This window comes from Nonomuraea sp. B19D2, assembly GCF_040137845.1.
GTDB lineage: Bacteria > Actinomycetota > Actinomycetes > Streptosporangiales > Streptosporangiaceae > Nonomuraea.
In genome coordinates, this window is the sequence record NZ_JBEFAK010000052.1 from 33,375 (window position 1) to 49,776 (window position 16,402).

Genomic DNA, 16,402 nt, shown 5'->3' on the forward strand with positions numbered 1-16,402 from the left:
CCTCCCAAGGTGTCCGACATCCCGGGCGCGCCGCCCCCGTCCCGAGCGGGGCGGCGGGCGGCGCATCCGCTCGTCCGCTTCCTGATCCGGCGCATCCTGCTCGCGGTCCTGATGGCCTGGGGCATCACGCTCGTCACGTTCGTCCTGACGAACCTGGTCCCCGGCGACCCCGTGGCCGCGAACCTCGGCCAGCGGGCGCTGGGCGATCCGGCGATCGTGGCGCAGTGGCGGGCCGAGCACGGCCTGGACAAGCCGCTCTGGCAGCAGTACCTGCTCCACCTCCAGGGCCTGACCCACGGCGACCTGGGCACCAGCCAGCAGAGTCACCGGCCGGTCAGCGAGGACCTGGCCGAGTTCGTCCCGGCGACGCTGGAGTTGGCCGGGGCGGCGATCCTGGTGTCGCTGGTGCTGGGCGTGGCGTTCGGGGTGATCGCCGCGCTGCGCCGGGACCGGCTGTCGGACCACGCGCTGCGCGTGCTGAGCCTCATCGGCATCTCCGTCCCGACCTTCTGGCTGGCGCTGGTGGCGTTCTACGTGTTCTTCTACCGGCTGCAGCTCACCCCGGGCAGCGGCCGGGTGGACGCGGCGCTCAACGGCGCGGTCCCGGCCGTGACCGGCCTGCAGACGGTGGACGCGCTGCTGGCGGGCCGGTGGGACGTGTTCTCCTCCGCGGTCGGGCACCTCGTGACGCCCGCGCTGGTGCTGGCGCTCTACACGATCGGCCTGCTCACCCGCTTCACGCGCTCGGCGGTGCTGGAGGTGCTGGGGCAGGACTACGTGCGCGCCGCCAGGGCCAAGGGGCTGCCGGGCCGGACGATCCTGTTCCGGTACGTGCTGCGCTCGGCCCTGGTGCCCGTCATCACCGTGGCGGGCCTGGCGTTCGGCAGCCTGCTGTCCGGCACCGTGCTGGTCGAGGCGATCTTCGCCTGGCCCGGCGTCGGCCAGTACGCGTACAAGAGCGCCACCACCCTCGACCTGCCCGCCGTCATGGGCGTCGGCCTGGTCGTCGGCGTCGTCTACCTGGTCATCAACCTGATCGTGGACGTCCTGTACGGCGTCATCGATCCCCGAGTGAGGCTGCAATGAGACGGCGGGACCCCCTGGCCCGCAGGGGCCTGCTTTCGCGGCTGCCCGAGGCGTGGCGGCAGCCGCTGGCCGTGGTCGGCGCCGTGCTGGCGGTGGTCTGGCTGCTCGTCGCGCTGGCCGCCCCCGCGCTGGCGCCGCACGACCCCCTCGCCCAGGACCTGCCGCGGCTCGCGCCGCCGGGACCCGGGCACTGGTTCGGCACCGACCAGCTCGGCCGCGACATCCTCAGCCGCGTCATGTACGGGGCGCGGGTGTCGATCCCGCTGACGTTGCTGCTGGTCGCGCTGTCGGTGCTGATCGGCGGGCTGCTCGGCGCGTGCGCCGGCTACTTCGGCAGGTGGGTCGACGAGACGATCATGCGGGTGGCGGACCTGGTGTTCGCGTTCCCGACCGTGATCCTGGCCATGGTGGTGGCCGCGGCGCTCGGCGCCAGCCTCACCAACGCCGTGCTGGCCGTTCTGGTGGTGGCCTGGCCCGCCTACGCGCGGGTCACGCGCGGGCTGGTGCTGGGCGTGCGGGAGCGGGAGTTCGTGCTGAGCGGCCGGCTGCTGGGCTTCTCGGTGTGGCGGTCGCTGCGGGTGGACGTGCTGCCGAACGTGACCGGCCCCGTCCTCGTCCTGGCCACCCTGGACATCGGCACCGCCCTGCTGCTGCTGTCGGGCCTGTCGTTCCTGGGCCTCGGGGCCAAGCCGCCGTCCCCCGAGTGGGGGGCGATGGTGGCCTCGGGGGTCGAGGTGTTCGACAGCTGGTGGGTGGCGACGTTCCCGGGGCTGGCGATCCTGACCGTGGTGCTGGCCTTCAACTTCCTGGGCGACACGCTGCGCGACGCGCTCGATCCCCGAACCGCCCGCGCGATCAAGGAGCGTGCCCTATGACGACGCTCGACATCACCGGGCTGAAGGTGACGATCGGCGGCAAGGAGATCCTGCGCGGCGTCGATCTCGCGCTGGAGCCGGGCCGGGTGCACGGGCTGGCCGGGGAGAGCGGCTCGGGCAAGACCATGACGGGGCTGGCCGTGCTCGGCCTGCTGCCGCACGGCGCCCGCGTCTCGGGTTCGGTACGGCTCGGCGAGCGTGACCTGCTCGCGCTGCCGCCCAAGGAGCTGAACCGGGTGCGCGGCGGCGAGGTCGCCATGGTCTTCCAGGACCCCGCGACGAGCCTGCACCCGATGCTGACGATCGGCAAGCAGCTCACCGAGCACATGCGGCACCACCTCGGCCTGGGCAAGGCCGAGGCGCGGGCCAGGGCGGTGGAGCTGCTGGGCAAGGTGCGGATCCCGGGGGCCGAGGAGGCGTACGGACGCTATCCGCACCAGTTCTCCGGCGGGATGCGGCAGCGCATCGCCATCGCCATCGCGCTGGCCTGCTCCCCCAAGGTGCTGATCGCCGACGAGCCGACCACCGCGCTGGACGTCACCGTGCAGGCGGGCGTGCTGCGGCTGCTGCGCGGGCTCTGCGACGAGCTGGGGCTGGCCGTGCTGCTGGTCACGCACGACCTGGGGGTGATGTCGGCGGTGGCGGACGAGGTGAGCGTGATGAAGGACGGGCTGGTCGTGGAGTCGGGTCCGCGCGGGCGCGTGCTGCGCGAACCCGAGCACGCCTACACCCGCTCCCTGCTGGACTCCCTTCCCGACGCGGAGGCACGATGACCCTGCTGACCATCGACGACCTGGTCGTCGAGCACCGCTCCCCCGGCCGTCCCGCCGTGCGGGCCGTGGCGGGGGCCAGCCTCGCGGTCAACCCGGGCGAGGTCGTCGGCCTGGTCGGCGAGTCCGGGTGCGGCAAGTCGACGCTGGCCCGCGCCGTCTGCGGGCTGAACCCCATCACCGCCGGCTCGATCGCGTTCGACGGGCAGCCGGTCACGCCGCTCGGCCTGCGCCGCAGGAAGCTGACCGGCATCCAGATGGTGTTCCAGGATCCGTACGCCTCGCTCAACCCGCGGCGGCGGGTCGGCGACCAGATCGCCGACGGGCTGCGCACCTCGAACGACACCGCCACCTCACCCGCCGACCTGCTGGAACGTGTCGGCCTGCCGCGGGACTTCGCCGGACGGCATCCGCACGAGTTCTCCGGCGGGCAGCGGCAGCGCATCGCCATCGCCCGCGCCCTGGCCGCGCGGCCGCGGCTGCTGATCGGGGACGAACCCATCTCGGCACTGGACGCCTCGGCCCAGTCGCAGGTGGCCAGGCTGATGCGGGACCTGGCCGTGGACTCGGGCGCGGGACTGCTGTTCATCAGCCACGACCTGTCCGTGGTGCGGCTGATCGCCGACCGGATCGCCGTCATGTACCTCGGCAAGATCGTCGAGGTGGGCGACACGGCCGAAGTGTGGGCCGACCCGCGGCACCCGTACACGAAGGCCCTGCTGCAGGCCATCCCCAAGCCGGACGGGATGGGCGTGCTGCCCGCGGAGCTGCCCGGCGACGTGCCGGATCCGGCGAATCCGCCGGGAGGGTGCAGGTTCAGCCCGCGCTGCCCGTTCGTGATGGATGTGTGCCGCGAGAAGGAGCCGGAGTTCGGGCCGGTCGCCTGCTGGCTGCACGAGCCGAAGTGACGCCCGCGCCGCACGACGCACCCGCGCCGCAGCAGGTTGCGGCGCGGGTGGCGGCGGTGCGGGCGGCCATGGACGAGGCCGGGGTGGATGCGCTGGTGTTGCGCGCCTCGCCGGACTTCCGCTTCCTCGGGGGCGGGGAGGGCGCGTACCTCGTGGTGACGCGGCACGTCGTCGCCGAGACCGCCGATCCGGCCGGGGTGCTGCCCGAGGGGGCGCGGCGGGTCGGGGTGGATCCGGAGATGCGGGTGCGTGAGCTGTTCGGGCTGACGATCGAGGCCGAGCTCGTGCCCGCGTCCTCCGTGCTGTGGCCGCTGCGGCTGCGCAAGGAGCCGTACGAGATCGAGGCCGTCCGGCGTGCGGTGGCGGCGGCCGAAGGGGTGCTGGGGCAGGCGCGGGAGCTGGCCTGGTTCGGGGCGACCGAGCGGGCGATGGCGCACCGGCTGCGCGTGCTGCTGGCCGAGTCGGGGTGCGAGGAGCTGCTGTCGCTGCGGGTGGCGGCCGGCGAGCACTCGGCCAGGCCCGCGCACGTGCCCGGGGAGCGCGTGATCAACCCGGGGGACGCGCTGGCGGTGTCGGTGTGCGGGCGGTGGGACGGCTACTGCGCCGAGGTGGCCAGGGTGTTCGCAGTGGCGGAGCCGCCGGAGGACTTCGAGGCCATGTACTCGGTGGTGCTGGCGGCGCACCGGGCCGGGCTGGCCGCCGTACGGTCCGGCGGTGCGGTCGGGGAGGTGGCCAGGGCCGTCGGCGAGGTGATCGACGGCAGCGGGTACGGGCGCTTCGCGGCGGCGCACGTGGGCCGGGGCGTCGGGCTGGGCCACGACGAGGGGCCGTGGCCCGGCGAGGACGCCGTCTTCGCGCCGGAAATGACGTTCTGCCTGGAACCTGCCATTTACCTGCCCGACCTGTTCGGGGCCCGGGTGGCGGACGTGGTGGTCTGCACGGACGAGGGCCCGGTCCCGCTGGGCACGTACCCGCACACGTTGCACGTGCTGGAGCGGTAGCCCTGCGTCAAAGGGATTCGGCCAGCCTGCGGGCCTCGTCCGCCCAGCCCATCAGGAACATCAGCGCCTTGCCCCGCTCCCTGTAGCGCCGGGCCGCGTCCACGGGCCTGGCGCCACCGTAGTCGAGCTGCGCGTGCCCCACTCCGGCCAGCATCATGGGCGCCAGGAAGTCGTACTTGACCGCCGAGGCGCACACCGCCAGCCGCACCAGCCGCTCGTCCCCCCGCCACCCCGACTCGCGCAGCCCCCGCACGTAGGCCCCGTACACGGCCGCGTCCAGGCCGGGCAGCAGGTCGGCGGGCAGGAAGAGGTCGAACACGCTGTCCGGGATGTGGTTGCCGACGTCCTCACCCAGCGCGCCGTCGCCCGCGAACGCCCAGTCCACCAGCACGCTCTCCCCGTCCCGGTCGATCACGTTGCTCGGCCACACGTCGAGGTGGCACAGCGCTCTCGGCAGCGACTCCAGCACGGCCAGGAACTCCTCCCGGTCCCGGTGCAGCCGCACCAGCTCTGCGCGCAGGCCGGGCGGGAAGTTCTCGCTGACCAGGGGGTGCCGCCAGAGCGCGTCGTCCTCCAGCAGCTCGTACGGGACCGGCTTCGAACCCAGGTAGTCGCGCAGGAACGACCGGCTCAGCCACGGCCGCTCCACCTCGCCCGCCGCCCCCTGGGCCAGGCCGAGCTGGTGGCCGAAGAGCGTGTGGCGCTCGACGTCCCAGGCGGTGCCGGGCCGTCCCGCCACGTCCTCGGTCCACAATGCCAGGTCGCCGTCGTCCCGTTCGACGAGCTCCAGCAGCTTCGGCGCGGTCAGCCCCGAGCCTGCCCACAGCCCCGGCAGGCCGCCGGCGTAGACGTCGGCCTCCCTGCGCCAGTAGTTCCAGTGGCGCGGGTCGTCGGAGTGCCCCCAGCCCTCGCCTCCCTCCTTCCGCCGGGTCAGCACCTTGAGCACCGCCGACCGCGAACCCCTGCGCACCCGCCAGACGCCGCCCGTGACCGCGTTCTTGGGGTTGTGCGTGAGCGGCTCGACGACCACGTCGACGCCGCCGAGCACGCGCGAGATCTCATCTTCCACTCGCGCAACTTTAAACCTGTGACAGTGTGTGATGGTTCACGGCAAAGGGTAGTCAACGAAACATGCTGCGCATCGGCACGTGGAGGTCTGCCAGGTCTGCCCGGTCGCCCGACGTCGTGGCCTGCGGGTGGCACGACGGCGGCCCCGGTCCTCTCGAAACGGGCATCAAGCTCATCTACGGCGTTGGCGGCCCGGTGCCGGAGTTCCCCGGGCTGAGCGTCGGCGCCCAGGTGGCGACCTGCGCGGAGGAGATCGCCGCGGCCCTGTCGCAGGGCGCGGACGTGGTGGCCACCGCGGCGGGCTGCTGCCCCGCCGCGCCGGTGGTGGCGGCGGGCATGTGGCACTACGGCTGGACCAGGAGCGACCCGGGCGCGCTGGCCGGGGCGACCGTCGCGGGCCTGGTCCTGGCCGCGCAGCCGGGGCCGTGCGCGGTCGAGCTCTCCCGCGACGGCCGCGGCTCGCTCGACGGCGACGTGACGGCGACGGCCGTGCTCGCGCGCCTGGTCGCCCGCTTCTCCGGCGGCCGCTATCGCACCCCGGAGGTCACGGTCCCCCTGGAGTCGGTCCGCCTCAGCCAGGAGGCGCCCAGCAGGCTGCTCATCACGGCTCGTTAGGCCCCGGAGGCCGCCGGCGCCGCGCGGTCGCATACTGTCGCGAGTGAACGTCCGGCGGTCGTCCGGCGGTCGTCCGGCAGGAGGAGGAGCGGCAGGTTGGTCGCGATCTCGCACGCGGGCGGCTACGTGGCGGGCGCCTTCGACGGCGACCGGCTCGTCGGCGGCTCGGTCGGGTTCCTCGCGGCGGACGACGCGCTGCACTCCCACGTCACCGGCACGGCGGCGGGGCGCGGCATCGGGTTCGAGCTCAAGCTGCACCAGCGCCGCTGGGCCCTGGCGCGCGGCCTGGAACGGGTCACGTGGACCTACGACCCGCTGGTGCGCCGCAACGCCCACTTCAACCTGACCAAGCTGGGCGCCCGCCCGGGTGAGTACCTGCCCTGCTGCTACGGGGTCATGAGCGACGCGATCAACCAGGGCGACGAGTCCGACCGCCTGCTCGCCGTCTGGCCGCTGTCGGCCCCGCACGTGGAGGCGCTGGTGCGGCGGGAGCCGTACCAGGCGCCGGTGCCGGACGGCGCGGTGGTCGCGCTCGCCGACGAGGACGGGCGGCCGGTGCCCGGTCCGGCGGACGCCGACACGGTGCTGGTGGCCGTGCCGGCGGACATCGAAGGGTTGCGGATCGCGGACCCGGGAACGGCCAAGGCGTGGCGGCACGCCGTACGCGACGTGCTGGGTGGCCTGATGGCCGAGGGCCGCGCGGTCACGGGGTTCGCCGGGAAGAACTACTACGTTGTGGAGAGAGTGTGAAGATCACCGGAGTAGAGCTGCGGCGGCTCGCGATGCCGCTGGTGGCGCCGTTCCGCACGTCGTTCGGCACCGAGACGGCCCGCGACGTCCTGCTGGTCAGGGTGGTGACGCCGGACGCCGAGGGATGGGGCGAGTGCGTGACGATGGCCGAGCCGCTCTACTCCGCCGAATACACCGACGGCGCGGTCGAGGTGATCCGCCGCTTCCTGCTGCCCGCGCTGCCGAAGACCCTGGACGTGCACGACGTCGGCCGCGCGCTCGAGCCGGTCAAGGGCCACCGCATGGCCAAGGCGGCGCTGGAGACGGCCGTGCTGGACGCGCAGCTCAGGGCGGCGGGCGAGTCGTTCGGCCGCTTCCTTGGCGCGGCCCGCACCCGCGTGCCGTGCGGGGTGTCGGTCGGCATCATGGACTCGGTCCCGCAGCTGCTGGACGCCGTGGCGGGTTACCTGGACGAGGGGTACGTCCGCATCAAGCTCAAGATCGAGCCCGGCTGGGACATCGAGCCGGTCCGCGCCGTACGCGAGAGGTTCGGCGACGACCTGCTCCTCCAGGTCGACGCGAACGCCGCCTACTCCCTGACCGACGCCCGCCGCCTGGCCCGCCTCGACGCGTTCGACCTGCTGCTGATCGAGCAGCCCCTCGCCAACGACGACCTCGTCCAGCACGCCAAGCTGGCCAGGCAGCTCAGGACGCCGATCTGCCTGGACGAGTCCATCGAGTCGGCCGAGCACGCCGCCGCCGCCATCGCGCTCGGCTCCTGCTCCATCGTCAACATCAAACCCGGCCGGGTCGGCGGCTACCTCGAGGCCAGGCGCATCCACGACCTGTGCCGGGCCAACGGGGTGGCGGTGTGGTGCGGCGGCATGCTGGAGACCGGCCTCGGCCGGGCCGCGAACGTCGCGCTGGCCGCCCTGCCCGGCTTCACCCTGCCCGGCGACACCTCGGCGTCGCGGCGCTACTACGCGACCGACGTCACCGAGCCGTTCGAGCTGGCCGACGGCCACCTGGAGGTGCCCACGGGGCCGGGCCTCGGCGTGGAGCCGATCCCCGACGTGCTGGCCGAGGTGACCACCAGCACGGAGTGGATCACCCTCTGAACCGTGGTCCCGTCTCGGGGGTCGCGAGGGCGCCCATGTGCAGGTACGGGAGCCGTCGGGCACCAGCGGGTTCTCCGGGCTTGCCGTCCTTTTCTTGTGCTAGGCTCCGTTGCGATCTCTCGCCGTGGGCATCAGCCTCGCCAATCAAGCTTGTTCGTGTCCGATGACACGAAAAAGGTGGGAGTCACACCACATTCCGGACTAGGCGGTCTGTGTTGGTTGTGACAGTTCAGCGAGCAAGCACGCTTTCTGCTTCGAGCCATGGTGCGCATCAAGTCCTCTCTGGAACACCTGGCGATCCACCGAAAGCCGTAACTCGGCGTAACCCTCTGCGCCAGACGATGAAGACAGATCAGGGGATCTTCCAAAGCCGCACGGTCATGTCGGTACTACCGCCGGCCAGGGTGCGGCCGTCCGGGCTGAACGCCACCGAGTTGACGAAGTCATCGGCGCCGGTGAGGGTGGCAGTGCTGCGTCGGGTCGCCACGTCCCACAGCCGCACCATCCCGTCGCCGCCGTTGGCCAGGGTGCGGCCGTCGGGGCTGAACGCCACCGCGGTGGCGCTTTCGTGGCCGGTGAGGGTGGCGGTGCTACGTCCGGTCGCCACATCCCACAGCCGCACGGTGGCGAGGCCGCCGCTGGCCAGGATGTGGCCGTCCGGGCCGAACGCCACCGAGAAGACGCCGTCTTTGTGGCCGGTGAGGGTGGCGGTGTTGCGTCCGGTCGCCACATCCCACAGCCGCACGGTCGCGTCGGAGCTGCCGCTAGCCACGGTCTTGCCGTCGGGGCTGAACGCCACCGAGTAGATGCTGTGGGGGTTGGCGGTATCAAGGGGAACGTTGAGGGTGGCGGTATTGCGTCGGGTCGCCACGTCCCACAGCCGCATATCGTCGCCGCCGCTGGCCAGGGTGCGGCCGTCGGGGCTGAACGCCACCTTGGTGGAGCTTTCGTGGCCGGTGAGGGTGGCGGTGCTACGTCCGGTCGCCACGTCCCACAGCCGCACCGTCTCGTCGACGCTGCCGCTCGCCAGGGTGCGGCCGTCCGGGCTGAACGCCACCGAGACGACGCTACGGGTGTGGCCGGTGAGGGTGGCGGTGGGAGGATTGTCGGGTTCGAGCACACGGATGATCGGGTAAGAAATGGCGGCGAGGCCGGCTGTGCCGAGCGCGCCAAGGATGAGGGCGCGTCGCGGGAACGTGGTGGGCGTGGGTGCTGGTGTCTGCGCCGGGTCGACCGGCCCGGCGCCGCCGTCATCGGCCAGTGGCCGGGTGGGGGTGGCTGTCCGCGCCGGCGGCCCAGGCTGATGATGCGGCGGCCGGGCTGGCTGGAGTGTGGTCGGCCTACCTGCGGTGGCCGGCTGACCGGCCGGTGGCGTCGTCTGCGCCTTCGTCGCCGGCGCCTTGGCGGTCGGGTCGGCTCGGGTCGCGAGCCGGGTGAGGATTTCCTCAACTCCGGGACGGTCGGTGGGGGTTTTGGCCAGGCACGCGCCGGCCAGGTCGCGGAGGTCGCCGGTGATGCCGCCCAGGCGGGGCTCCTCGCTGATGATGCGGTGCACGATCGCGGGAATGGTCGCGGCGTCGAACGGCCCCTGCCCGGTGGCGGCGAAGATCAGCACACATCCGAGTGAGAACACGTCGCTGGCCGGCCCGGTCCGCTCGCCGTGCACTTGTTCGGGGGACATGTAGGCGAACGTGCCGATGACCACGCCGGTCGAGGTCAGGGAGCTGGCGTCGGCCGGGCGGGCGATGCCGAAGTCGATGATCCGCGGCCCATCCTCGGCCATGATCACATTGCCTGGTTTCAGATCCCGGTGCACCACTCCGCAGGCGTGGATCGCGGCCAGTCCCTCGGCCAGCCCTGCCCCCAGCCCGCGCACCGCACCCAGCTCCAGCGGGCCGTGCTCGCTGACCTCCTGGTGCAGGGATGGGCCGGGGATGAACGCGGTCACCAGCCACGGCGATTCGGCATCGGGGTCGGCATCGACTACCGGCGCGGTATGAAACCCGCCCACCCGTTGCGCGGCCTGCACCTCCCGGGCGAACCGCGCCCGAAACTGCGGACTGGAAGCGTGCTCGGCCCGGATCACCTTCACCGCGACCTTCCGGCCGCCGGGGGAAACCCCCAAGAACACCTGGCCCATCCCGCCCGCGCCCAGCCGCCCGGTCAGCCGGTACGGGCCGACCTGGCGCGGGTCACCCGGCTGCAGCGGATCCATCGGCGCACGCCCCTATTCAGAAGAACACACGTGTCTGTCCATCCGAGATCTTTTCAGGAAACAGCCCTTCCGTAAGTCAATTGACCACATGAGCGCCCTCATACCGGTTCCAGGTGACCAGGATCGCCGCAAAAACACTTCACGAAAGATAATCGATCTTGACCGAGGATCGGCCGAAGCCGATGACAGCCTCACCGTCTGGACGCAGCGCTACCTCGACCTGGCGGTTCGGGGCGTCCGCTCCGAGGAGGTGACCGGCAAGATCGCCAGGCACCTCAGCCGATTCACCGCATGGTTCACCGCCGCCCACGGCCACGACCGCATCTCGTCCGTCACCCCCCCCGCGAAGTCGCCGCATGGCGCGACCATCTGGCCGCCCAAGGCAACCTCGGCCGCGACGGCGCCACAGCTGCGATGGCGCCCACCACGGTCAACAATCACCTCGCCCATCTGTCGGCGCTGTTCTCCTGGATCATCATGCACGCCCCCGCCGGGCTGATCCGCGGCGGCGACCCGACCAAGAAGGTCGACCCGCTGCGGCTCCCCGCGCCTCAGGTCCGGGCCTTGGCCGGAGCACAGGTCCGCACCGTCAAGAACGTGCTGGATCGGATCGAAAGCTTCCACCGGCTGACCGGCCGCCGCCACACCCGTACGCGCCTCGACGTGCACGTCGGCGGCCGGCGGCAGATCGCCGTCTCGGTTGACGGTTCCGCGCTGTCCCACGTCGTCTCAGCAGAAGGCACGGAATTCGGCTTCGGCTGACCGCGCCGCGCAGCCCGGCGAAGGCGCCGGGGTGGGAGGGGTTCGGAACTGTTGGTGTTTGAGTGTGCATGACCGTGCATGATGTGACTCTGGTACGTCATCGCCAGCGTGCGGACTCGACGGCATGTGGCGCGCAGCGGATAGCGCTCCTCCCGCATGCTGCTGTCACGCCGGTGCGCACTTTGCTCGGATTCCGGCTCGGCCTGTGGAGCTATGTTGCGCATCCGGCGGCACTCTCGTGCACATGTTCTGCCCGGCAGGGTCAACTCTTGGTATCGTTACGGCCACGCAACGTGAAACCCGGGAAGGGTGAGTGTCAGTCATGCCCGCGTGCCCGTTCGACCGCGATCCACAGGCGCGAACCGCCCGTGCATATCGGTCGACCACCGACCGCGCCGGCATCGCGGCGGAGGTCGGCGAGCATGGCTGAGTTGCGTCCGATTGCCCCTGCCTTCGTGGTGCCCGGCCCGTCCGGTGTCGCTGTCCGCGGCAGGCTCAAGCACCTCACCGCCGCAGATGACGAGGTGTTGCGCGTGGTCGGCGCGCATCTGGGCGCGCTGGCCTCGGCCGACCTGAAAACCAGGTGCGCTGACGGGCTTGGTCACTCCGCCGACGCCTGGGCGGCCCGCAAGCGTGAGCTGACGGCGTTGTCGTCGGCGCGCTGGGCGGGAGCTATCACCAAAGCGTCACATGATCAGTGGGCGCTGGCCCGCCGCTGCCAGGCCGACCACATCCGCGACCTTGAGGCCGCCATCGCCACGATCACACGCCGCCTGTCCCTGCCCGTCGGGAAGAAGGGGACCCGCAAGGCTCCGGGTGGCTACCGCTCCCAGTTGGAATGGTTCGCCAAGTCCCGCCGCCTGCACCTCCTGCAGGACCGGCTGGCGCGTCTGCGGGCCGACCAGCAGGACGGGCGGGTCCGCGCGGTGCGCGGCGGCAAACGGCTCGCCCGCGCCCGCCACCATCTGGACGCCGCAGGACTCACCCAGGACGAGTGGCGGCAGCGGTGGGAAGCCGCACGCTGGTTCCTGACCGCCGACGGCGAGTCCGGTAAACGGTACGGCAACGAGACCATCCGCATCACCCCCGACGGGCAAGGTCGATCAAGCTGCCCGCCCCGCTGGCGCACCTGGCGAACGCGCCGCACGGCCGCTACGTCCTCGCTGCCCGAATTCGTTTCGCCCACCGGGGCACCGAATGGGGCGATCGGATCGAGGCCAACCGGGCCGTGGCCTACCGCATCCACCTGGACGTGCAACGGGGACGCTGGTACATCACCGCCTCCTGGCAGATCCCACCGGCCCCGGCCATCCCCATGGCGGCCGCGCTCGCCGCCGGGGTGGTCGGCGTGGACACCAACGCCGACCACCTGGCCGCCTGGCATCTGGACGTGCACGGCAACCCGATCGGCAACCCCCGCCGCTTCACCTACGACCTGTCCGGCACCGCCGAGCACCGTGACGCCCAGGTCCGCCACGCCCTGACCCGGCTGCTGCACTGGGCACGCACCTACGGAGTGAAGGCCATCGCCATCGAAGACCTCGACTTCCAGACCGAGAAGACCCGGGAGAAGCACGGCCGCCGCAAACGCTTCCGCCAGCTCATCTCCGGCATGCCCACGAGCAAGCTGCGGGCCCGGCTCATCTCGATGGCCGACGCCACCGGGATCACGATCATCGCCGCCGACCCGGCGTACACCTCCAAGTGGGGCGCCCGGCACTGGCAAAAGCCCCTCACCACAAAGACTCGTACGACCACGCGCCACGAGGCAGCCGCCGTGGCGATCGGCAGACGCGCCCAAGGGCATGCGATCCGGCGTCGGACGGCACCGCCCCCTGCCCACCAGAGTGATGGGCAGGGGCATCGGACCGTCCAGGCCGGAACGCAAACCTGCGGGCGTGAGGGACCCCGCCCCCACGTACCCGGACCACGGACACGATCCGTGCCGCCCGGACGCGGCACGAACGCGGGCGACCAGAACGCTCAACACCGTTCGGAGCCTTCGGCCGAGCATGTGCAACTCATGCTCAGTCCTTAGGAACGGTTCCATGTCGATCTCATCAGATGAGCCGCAGTACGGGCAGAGCATGCCCGACCCGATGACCGCGTACGCGCCGGCATCCGAAGCGGCACCGTCGACGCCGAGCAGGAGCAGGCGCTGCCGGAGCTGCCCCCGTGGCACTGCGTGCGGCTCGGGCCCGTCAGCGGGAGGTACCAGGGCTTCCAGGGCGCCAACCGGACCAGCTGCCTGGACTGCCGCGTGGACATCGATCCGCGCGGCGTCAACTCGCCGGCCACCTACCGCCTCAGCGGCGACTTCTACGACGTCTTCTCGATCCACCTGCCGGACCGGCCGCCCATCACGTGGCGCAGGTACCGCGAGTCGTGGATCATCGACGCACCGCAGGTCACCTGGACCAGGTGCAACGTGACGATCATCGGCGAGGTGCGGTTCTGGAAGGGCACTCATCCGCTGACTCACGCGTAGATCAAGATCCCGTGGCGAGCGGGCGGGCGTTCAACCGCATCACCGACTACGAGCAGGGGACGTTCAAGCGGGTGAGCGACGCGCAGCCGCAGCTCGCGGTCGAGCTCACGAACTCGGCGCTGGACTACTACAGGAACAGCGACGAGCGACGGCTCAACCTCGCCTACCACAACCTGGTGAGCAAGCGGGCCGACATGCTCGCCGCGGCGGACAACTCCGACCAGGCACGGCGGGAACTGGAGGAGCTGCAGCACAAGCTCGAAGAGCGCAAGGTACGGCCCAGCGTGCTGGAGCAGATCAGGATGACGCGCGAGAAGATGTAGGAGTGCGATCTGCGCGGCGCCTCGCGGAACTTCCGTAAGGCGCCGCACAGAGTCGCAGGGCACATGGCCGCCGGGCTCAGTCCTTGACGACCTCCACCCAGTAGCGGCCGTCGCCGTCACGGTGGGCGCCGTGGATGTCGGTGGCCAGGTCGGGGAAGGCCCGGTCGAAGTCCTCCAGAGCCCGCAAGTACGTCATCAGCGGGCCGCCGGCCGGGCCGGTCGCCTCGCCGGGCATCAGCATGGGGATCCCGGGCGGGGTGACCACCACCGTGGCCGCGGCGACCCGGCCCGGCAGGTCGGCCAGCGGGACACGCTCGGTGCGGGCCCGGATCATGGCCTGGTAGCAGTCGGCGGGAGTCGACACCGCCTCCGGCAGGGTGGTGAAGACCTGGTCGAGAAGCTTCCCGAGCTCGGAGTCACGCAGCTTCTCGTGGACCAGGGTGCAGAACTTCTGCAGCGAGATCGCGTCCGGCCCGAAGCCGGGCAGCACCTCCGCCAGGGGCAGATCGCCGTCGTAGGCGTTCTTGAAGTCGGTGAGCGCGTCGATCAGGGTGCCCCACTTGCCCTTGGTGATCCCCATGGAGAACAGCACCAGCAACGTGTGGTCGCCGGTCTTCTCCACCACGATGCCGCGCCGCTGCAGGTAGGCGGCCACGACGCGGGCCGGGATGCCCCACTCGAGCGTGCCCGTGGCGGCGTCGGCGCCCGGGCAGGTGATCGTCACCTTGACCGGGTCGAGCAGGCAGTAGCCCTCGGACATCCCGTCGAATCCGTGCCAGGCGGCCCCCTCCTCCAGAGTCCAGCACCGGGGCTCGGCGCACAGCAGCGCCGGGTCGGCGTCGGCGAACGGGACGGTCTGGCCGGTACGCGGGTCGGTGACCGCAGGGGGCTGCCAGACGCCGAAGAACCAACGCGGCCGATGGCCGTCCTCGCGGATGCGGGCGGCCAGCCGCACCATCGCCTGCCGGAACCGCACCGCCTCGACGATCGCCTCACCGGTGAGGAACGGCCCCGAGGGACCGTCCATCATCGCCGCCGCCACGTCCAGGGAGGCGATCATCGGGTAGAGCGGCGACGTGGAGGCGTGCATGAGGTAGGTCTCGTTGAACGTGTCGTAGTCGACCGGCGCCCGCTCCGCGGGGCGGACGTGCAGCATCGCCGCCTGCGACAGCGCGGCCAGCAGCTTGTGCGTCGACTGGGTGGCGAACACGGTGGGACGGCCGGGGCCCGGCAGCGTGCGCTCGTCGATCGCCATGCCGTACCGGCCGGCGTAGAGCGGGTTGAACCGGGCGTAGGCGAACCACGCCTCGTCGAAGTGCAGCCGCGGCACGCTGGCGCCCAGCAGCTCGCCGACCCGCACCGCGTCGTAGCACACCCCGTCGTACGTGGAGTTCGTGATCACCGCATAAGTCGGCCCGCCGGCGGCAAGGGGGTGGGCGGCCACCCGCTCACGGACCGTGCCCGCCTCCAGCGCGGCGGGCGGGATCGGGCCCGCCAGCCCGAGCCCGTTGCGCTCGGGCACGAGGTAGACCGGCCGGGCACCGCTGATGGCCAGCGCGTGCTGGACCGACTTGTGGCAGTTGCGGTCCACCAGGACGGTGTCGTCGCGGGCGATCGCGTGGTGGCCGACGATGCGGTTGGCGGTGGAGTTGCCGTTGACCACGAAGTATGTGCGGTCGGCGCCGAAGACGCGGGCGGCGTTGCGCTCGGCCTCTCCGATCGGGCCGGTGTGGTCGAGCGGCGACCCCAGCTCGGTGACCGAGATGGACAGATCGGTGCGCAACAGTCGTTCACCGTAGAAGTCGAAGAACGCCCGTCCCACCGGCGACTTGAGGAACGCCACACCTCCGGCGTGCGCCGGTGTGTGCCAGGAGTAGCGATGGTGATCTTGAAGCCGCCGCAGCGCGCCGAAGAACGGCGGAAGGATCTTCTCGGCGTACTGGTCGGCCGCGTAGGCGATGCGCCCGGCGATGAACTGCGGGGTGTCCTCCAGCGGGAAGACGTAGCCCTGGATGACCTCGTACACCCAGAGCGGAAGCTCCTGTTCCTGCGTCATCAGGAAGACGGGCAGGCCGCGGAACCGCCTGGCCACCGCGCCCAGCAGCTCCTCGGCCCCCGGTGCGGCCCAGGCCGCCAGCACCGCCGTCAGCGACGCGTCCGACCCGACCACCGCCAGGGCGTCCTCGGCCCGGTGGGTCCAGCGCACCTGGAGCCCGAGCTCGTCCATCGCCGCGCACACGCGGCGGAGCTGCTCGGCGAGTGCCGAATCGGCGTCGGGACGTTCGGTGACGGCGGCCAGAACCGTTCGCTCCATGCGGCACTCCATGGTCGGGGGAAGGGGCGGGAAGACCCTCCCGGCCCACCGCAATAGTAACCGTGCGCAGTTGAATGGCAACATAGAGTTATTCACTTATGTGCACTGTGGGGTAACTGGTGGAGTACCG

16 protein-coding genes are annotated in these 16,402 nt (G+C 71.6%); 12 read left to right on the plus strand and 4 right to left on the minus strand.

Annotated elements, in window-relative coordinates; all coding sequences use genetic code 11:
* The first annotated feature begins 9 nt into the window (after positions 1–9).
* The 5 genes from ABN273_RS49965 to ABN273_RS49985 are packed head-to-tail and all read left to right on the plus strand — an operon-like array spanning position 10 to position 4,640.
* Entirely contained in the window at positions 10–1,086 is a 1,077-nt protein-coding gene (locus tag ABN273_RS49965) for an ABC transporter permease (RefSeq protein WP_349456719.1), read from the plus strand.
* Positions 1,083–1,961: an ABC transporter permease gene (locus tag ABN273_RS49970; protein WP_349456721.1), complete on the plus strand. Its 879-nt coding sequence runs from the start codon at positions 1,083–1,085 to the stop codon at positions 1,959–1,961. Before ABN273_RS49965 ends, ABN273_RS49970 begins: the two co-directional genes overlap by 4 nt.
* Positions 1,958–2,734 (plus strand): ABC transporter ATP-binding protein, encoded by a 777-nt coding sequence (locus tag ABN273_RS49975; RefSeq protein ID WP_349456723.1) that lies wholly within the window; start codon positions 1,958–1,960, stop codon positions 2,732–2,734. The genes ABN273_RS49970 and ABN273_RS49975 overlap by 4 nt, the downstream gene beginning before the upstream one ends.
* On the plus strand, positions 2,731–3,639 hold the full coding sequence (locus tag ABN273_RS49980; RefSeq protein ID WP_349456724.1) for an ABC transporter ATP-binding protein: 909 nt from the start codon (positions 2,731–2,733) through the stop codon (positions 3,637–3,639). The genes ABN273_RS49975 and ABN273_RS49980 overlap by 4 nt, the downstream gene beginning before the upstream one ends.
* Positions 3,636–4,640, plus strand: a complete 1,005-nt coding sequence (locus ABN273_RS49985; RefSeq protein ID WP_349456725.1) for a M24 family metallopeptidase — start codon at positions 3,636–3,638, stop codon at positions 4,638–4,640. The genes ABN273_RS49980 and ABN273_RS49985 overlap by 4 nt, the downstream gene beginning before the upstream one ends.
* A 7-nt stretch (positions 4,641–4,647) precedes the next feature.
* Here ABN273_RS49985 and ABN273_RS49990 read toward each other — a convergent pair whose 3' ends face one another.
* Positions 4,648–5,709 carry a hypothetical protein gene (locus tag ABN273_RS49990; protein ID WP_349456726.1) on the minus strand — a complete coding sequence of 354 codons (1,062 nt, stop codon included), beginning with the start codon at positions 5,707–5,709 and terminating at the stop codon, positions 4,648–4,650.
* A 62-nt stretch (positions 5,710–5,771) separates the two neighbouring features.
* On the opposite strand from ABN273_RS49990, the gene ABN273_RS49995 reads away from it, so the two are divergent.
* From ABN273_RS49995 to menC, 3 genes are all read left to right on the plus strand, one after another.
* Positions 5,772–6,323 carry an acyclic terpene utilization AtuA family protein gene (locus ABN273_RS49995; protein ID WP_349456728.1) on the plus strand — a complete coding sequence of 184 codons (552 nt, stop codon included), beginning with the start codon at positions 5,772–5,774 and terminating at the stop codon, positions 6,321–6,323.
* 96 nt (positions 6,324–6,419) lie between these two features.
* Positions 6,420–7,073: a GNAT family N-acetyltransferase gene (locus ABN273_RS50000; RefSeq protein WP_349456729.1), complete on the plus strand. Its 654-nt coding sequence runs from the start codon at positions 6,420–6,422 to the stop codon at positions 7,071–7,073.
* Positions 7,070–8,170, plus strand: coding sequence for an o-succinylbenzoate synthase (gene menC, locus ABN273_RS50005; RefSeq protein WP_349456730.1), 1,101 nt, complete (start codon positions 7,070–7,072; stop codon positions 8,168–8,170). The genes ABN273_RS50000 and menC overlap by 4 nt, the downstream gene beginning before the upstream one ends.
* A gap of 352 nt (positions 8,171–8,522) precedes the next feature.
* Here menC and ABN273_RS50010 read toward each other — a convergent pair whose 3' ends face one another.
* Positions 8,523–10,385, minus strand: a complete 1,863-nt coding sequence (locus tag ABN273_RS50010; protein ID WP_349456732.1) for a WD40 repeat domain-containing serine/threonine protein kinase — start codon at positions 10,383–10,385, stop codon at positions 8,523–8,525.
* A 414-nt stretch (positions 10,386–10,799) separates the two neighbouring features.
* Between ABN273_RS50010 and ABN273_RS50015 the strand changes: the two genes are divergently transcribed.
* Positions 10,800–11,147, plus strand: a complete 348-nt coding sequence (locus ABN273_RS50015) for a site-specific integrase (RefSeq protein WP_349456733.1) — start codon at positions 10,800–10,802, stop codon at positions 11,145–11,147.
* Between the two features lie 686 nt (positions 11,148–11,833).
* Here the strand turns inward: ABN273_RS50015 and ABN273_RS50020 are convergent.
* Positions 11,834–12,244: a hypothetical protein gene (locus ABN273_RS50020; protein WP_349456734.1), complete on the minus strand. Its 411-nt coding sequence runs from the start codon at positions 12,242–12,244 to the stop codon at positions 11,834–11,836.
* A gap of 131 nt (positions 12,245–12,375) precedes the next feature.
* Here ABN273_RS50020 and ABN273_RS50025 point away from each other — a divergent pair, with 131 nt between their 5' ends.
* The 3 genes from ABN273_RS50025 (at position 12,376) to ABN273_RS50035 (ending at position 13,958) form a co-directional block, all read left to right on the plus strand.
* Complete coding sequence (locus tag ABN273_RS50025) at positions 12,376–13,185, plus strand: hypothetical protein (protein WP_349456735.1); 810 nt, start codon at positions 12,376–12,378, stop codon at positions 13,183–13,185.
* Between the two features lie 147 nt (positions 13,186–13,332).
* Entirely contained in the window at positions 13,333–13,635 is a 303-nt protein-coding gene (locus ABN273_RS50030; protein ID WP_349456736.1) for a hypothetical protein, read from the plus strand.
* Between the two features lie 11 nt (positions 13,636–13,646).
* Positions 13,647–13,958: a hypothetical protein gene (locus ABN273_RS50035; RefSeq protein WP_349456737.1), complete on the plus strand. Its 312-nt coding sequence runs from the start codon at positions 13,647–13,649 to the stop codon at positions 13,956–13,958.
* 76 nt (positions 13,959–14,034) lie between these two features.
* Here the strand turns inward: ABN273_RS50035 and ABN273_RS50040 are convergent, their stop codons facing one another.
* A complete protein-coding gene (locus ABN273_RS50040) occupies positions 14,035–16,272 on the minus strand; it encodes an Orn/Lys/Arg family decarboxylase (protein WP_349456738.1) in 2,238 nt (745 codons plus the stop codon).
* Positions 16,273–16,402 lie beyond the last annotated feature (130 nt).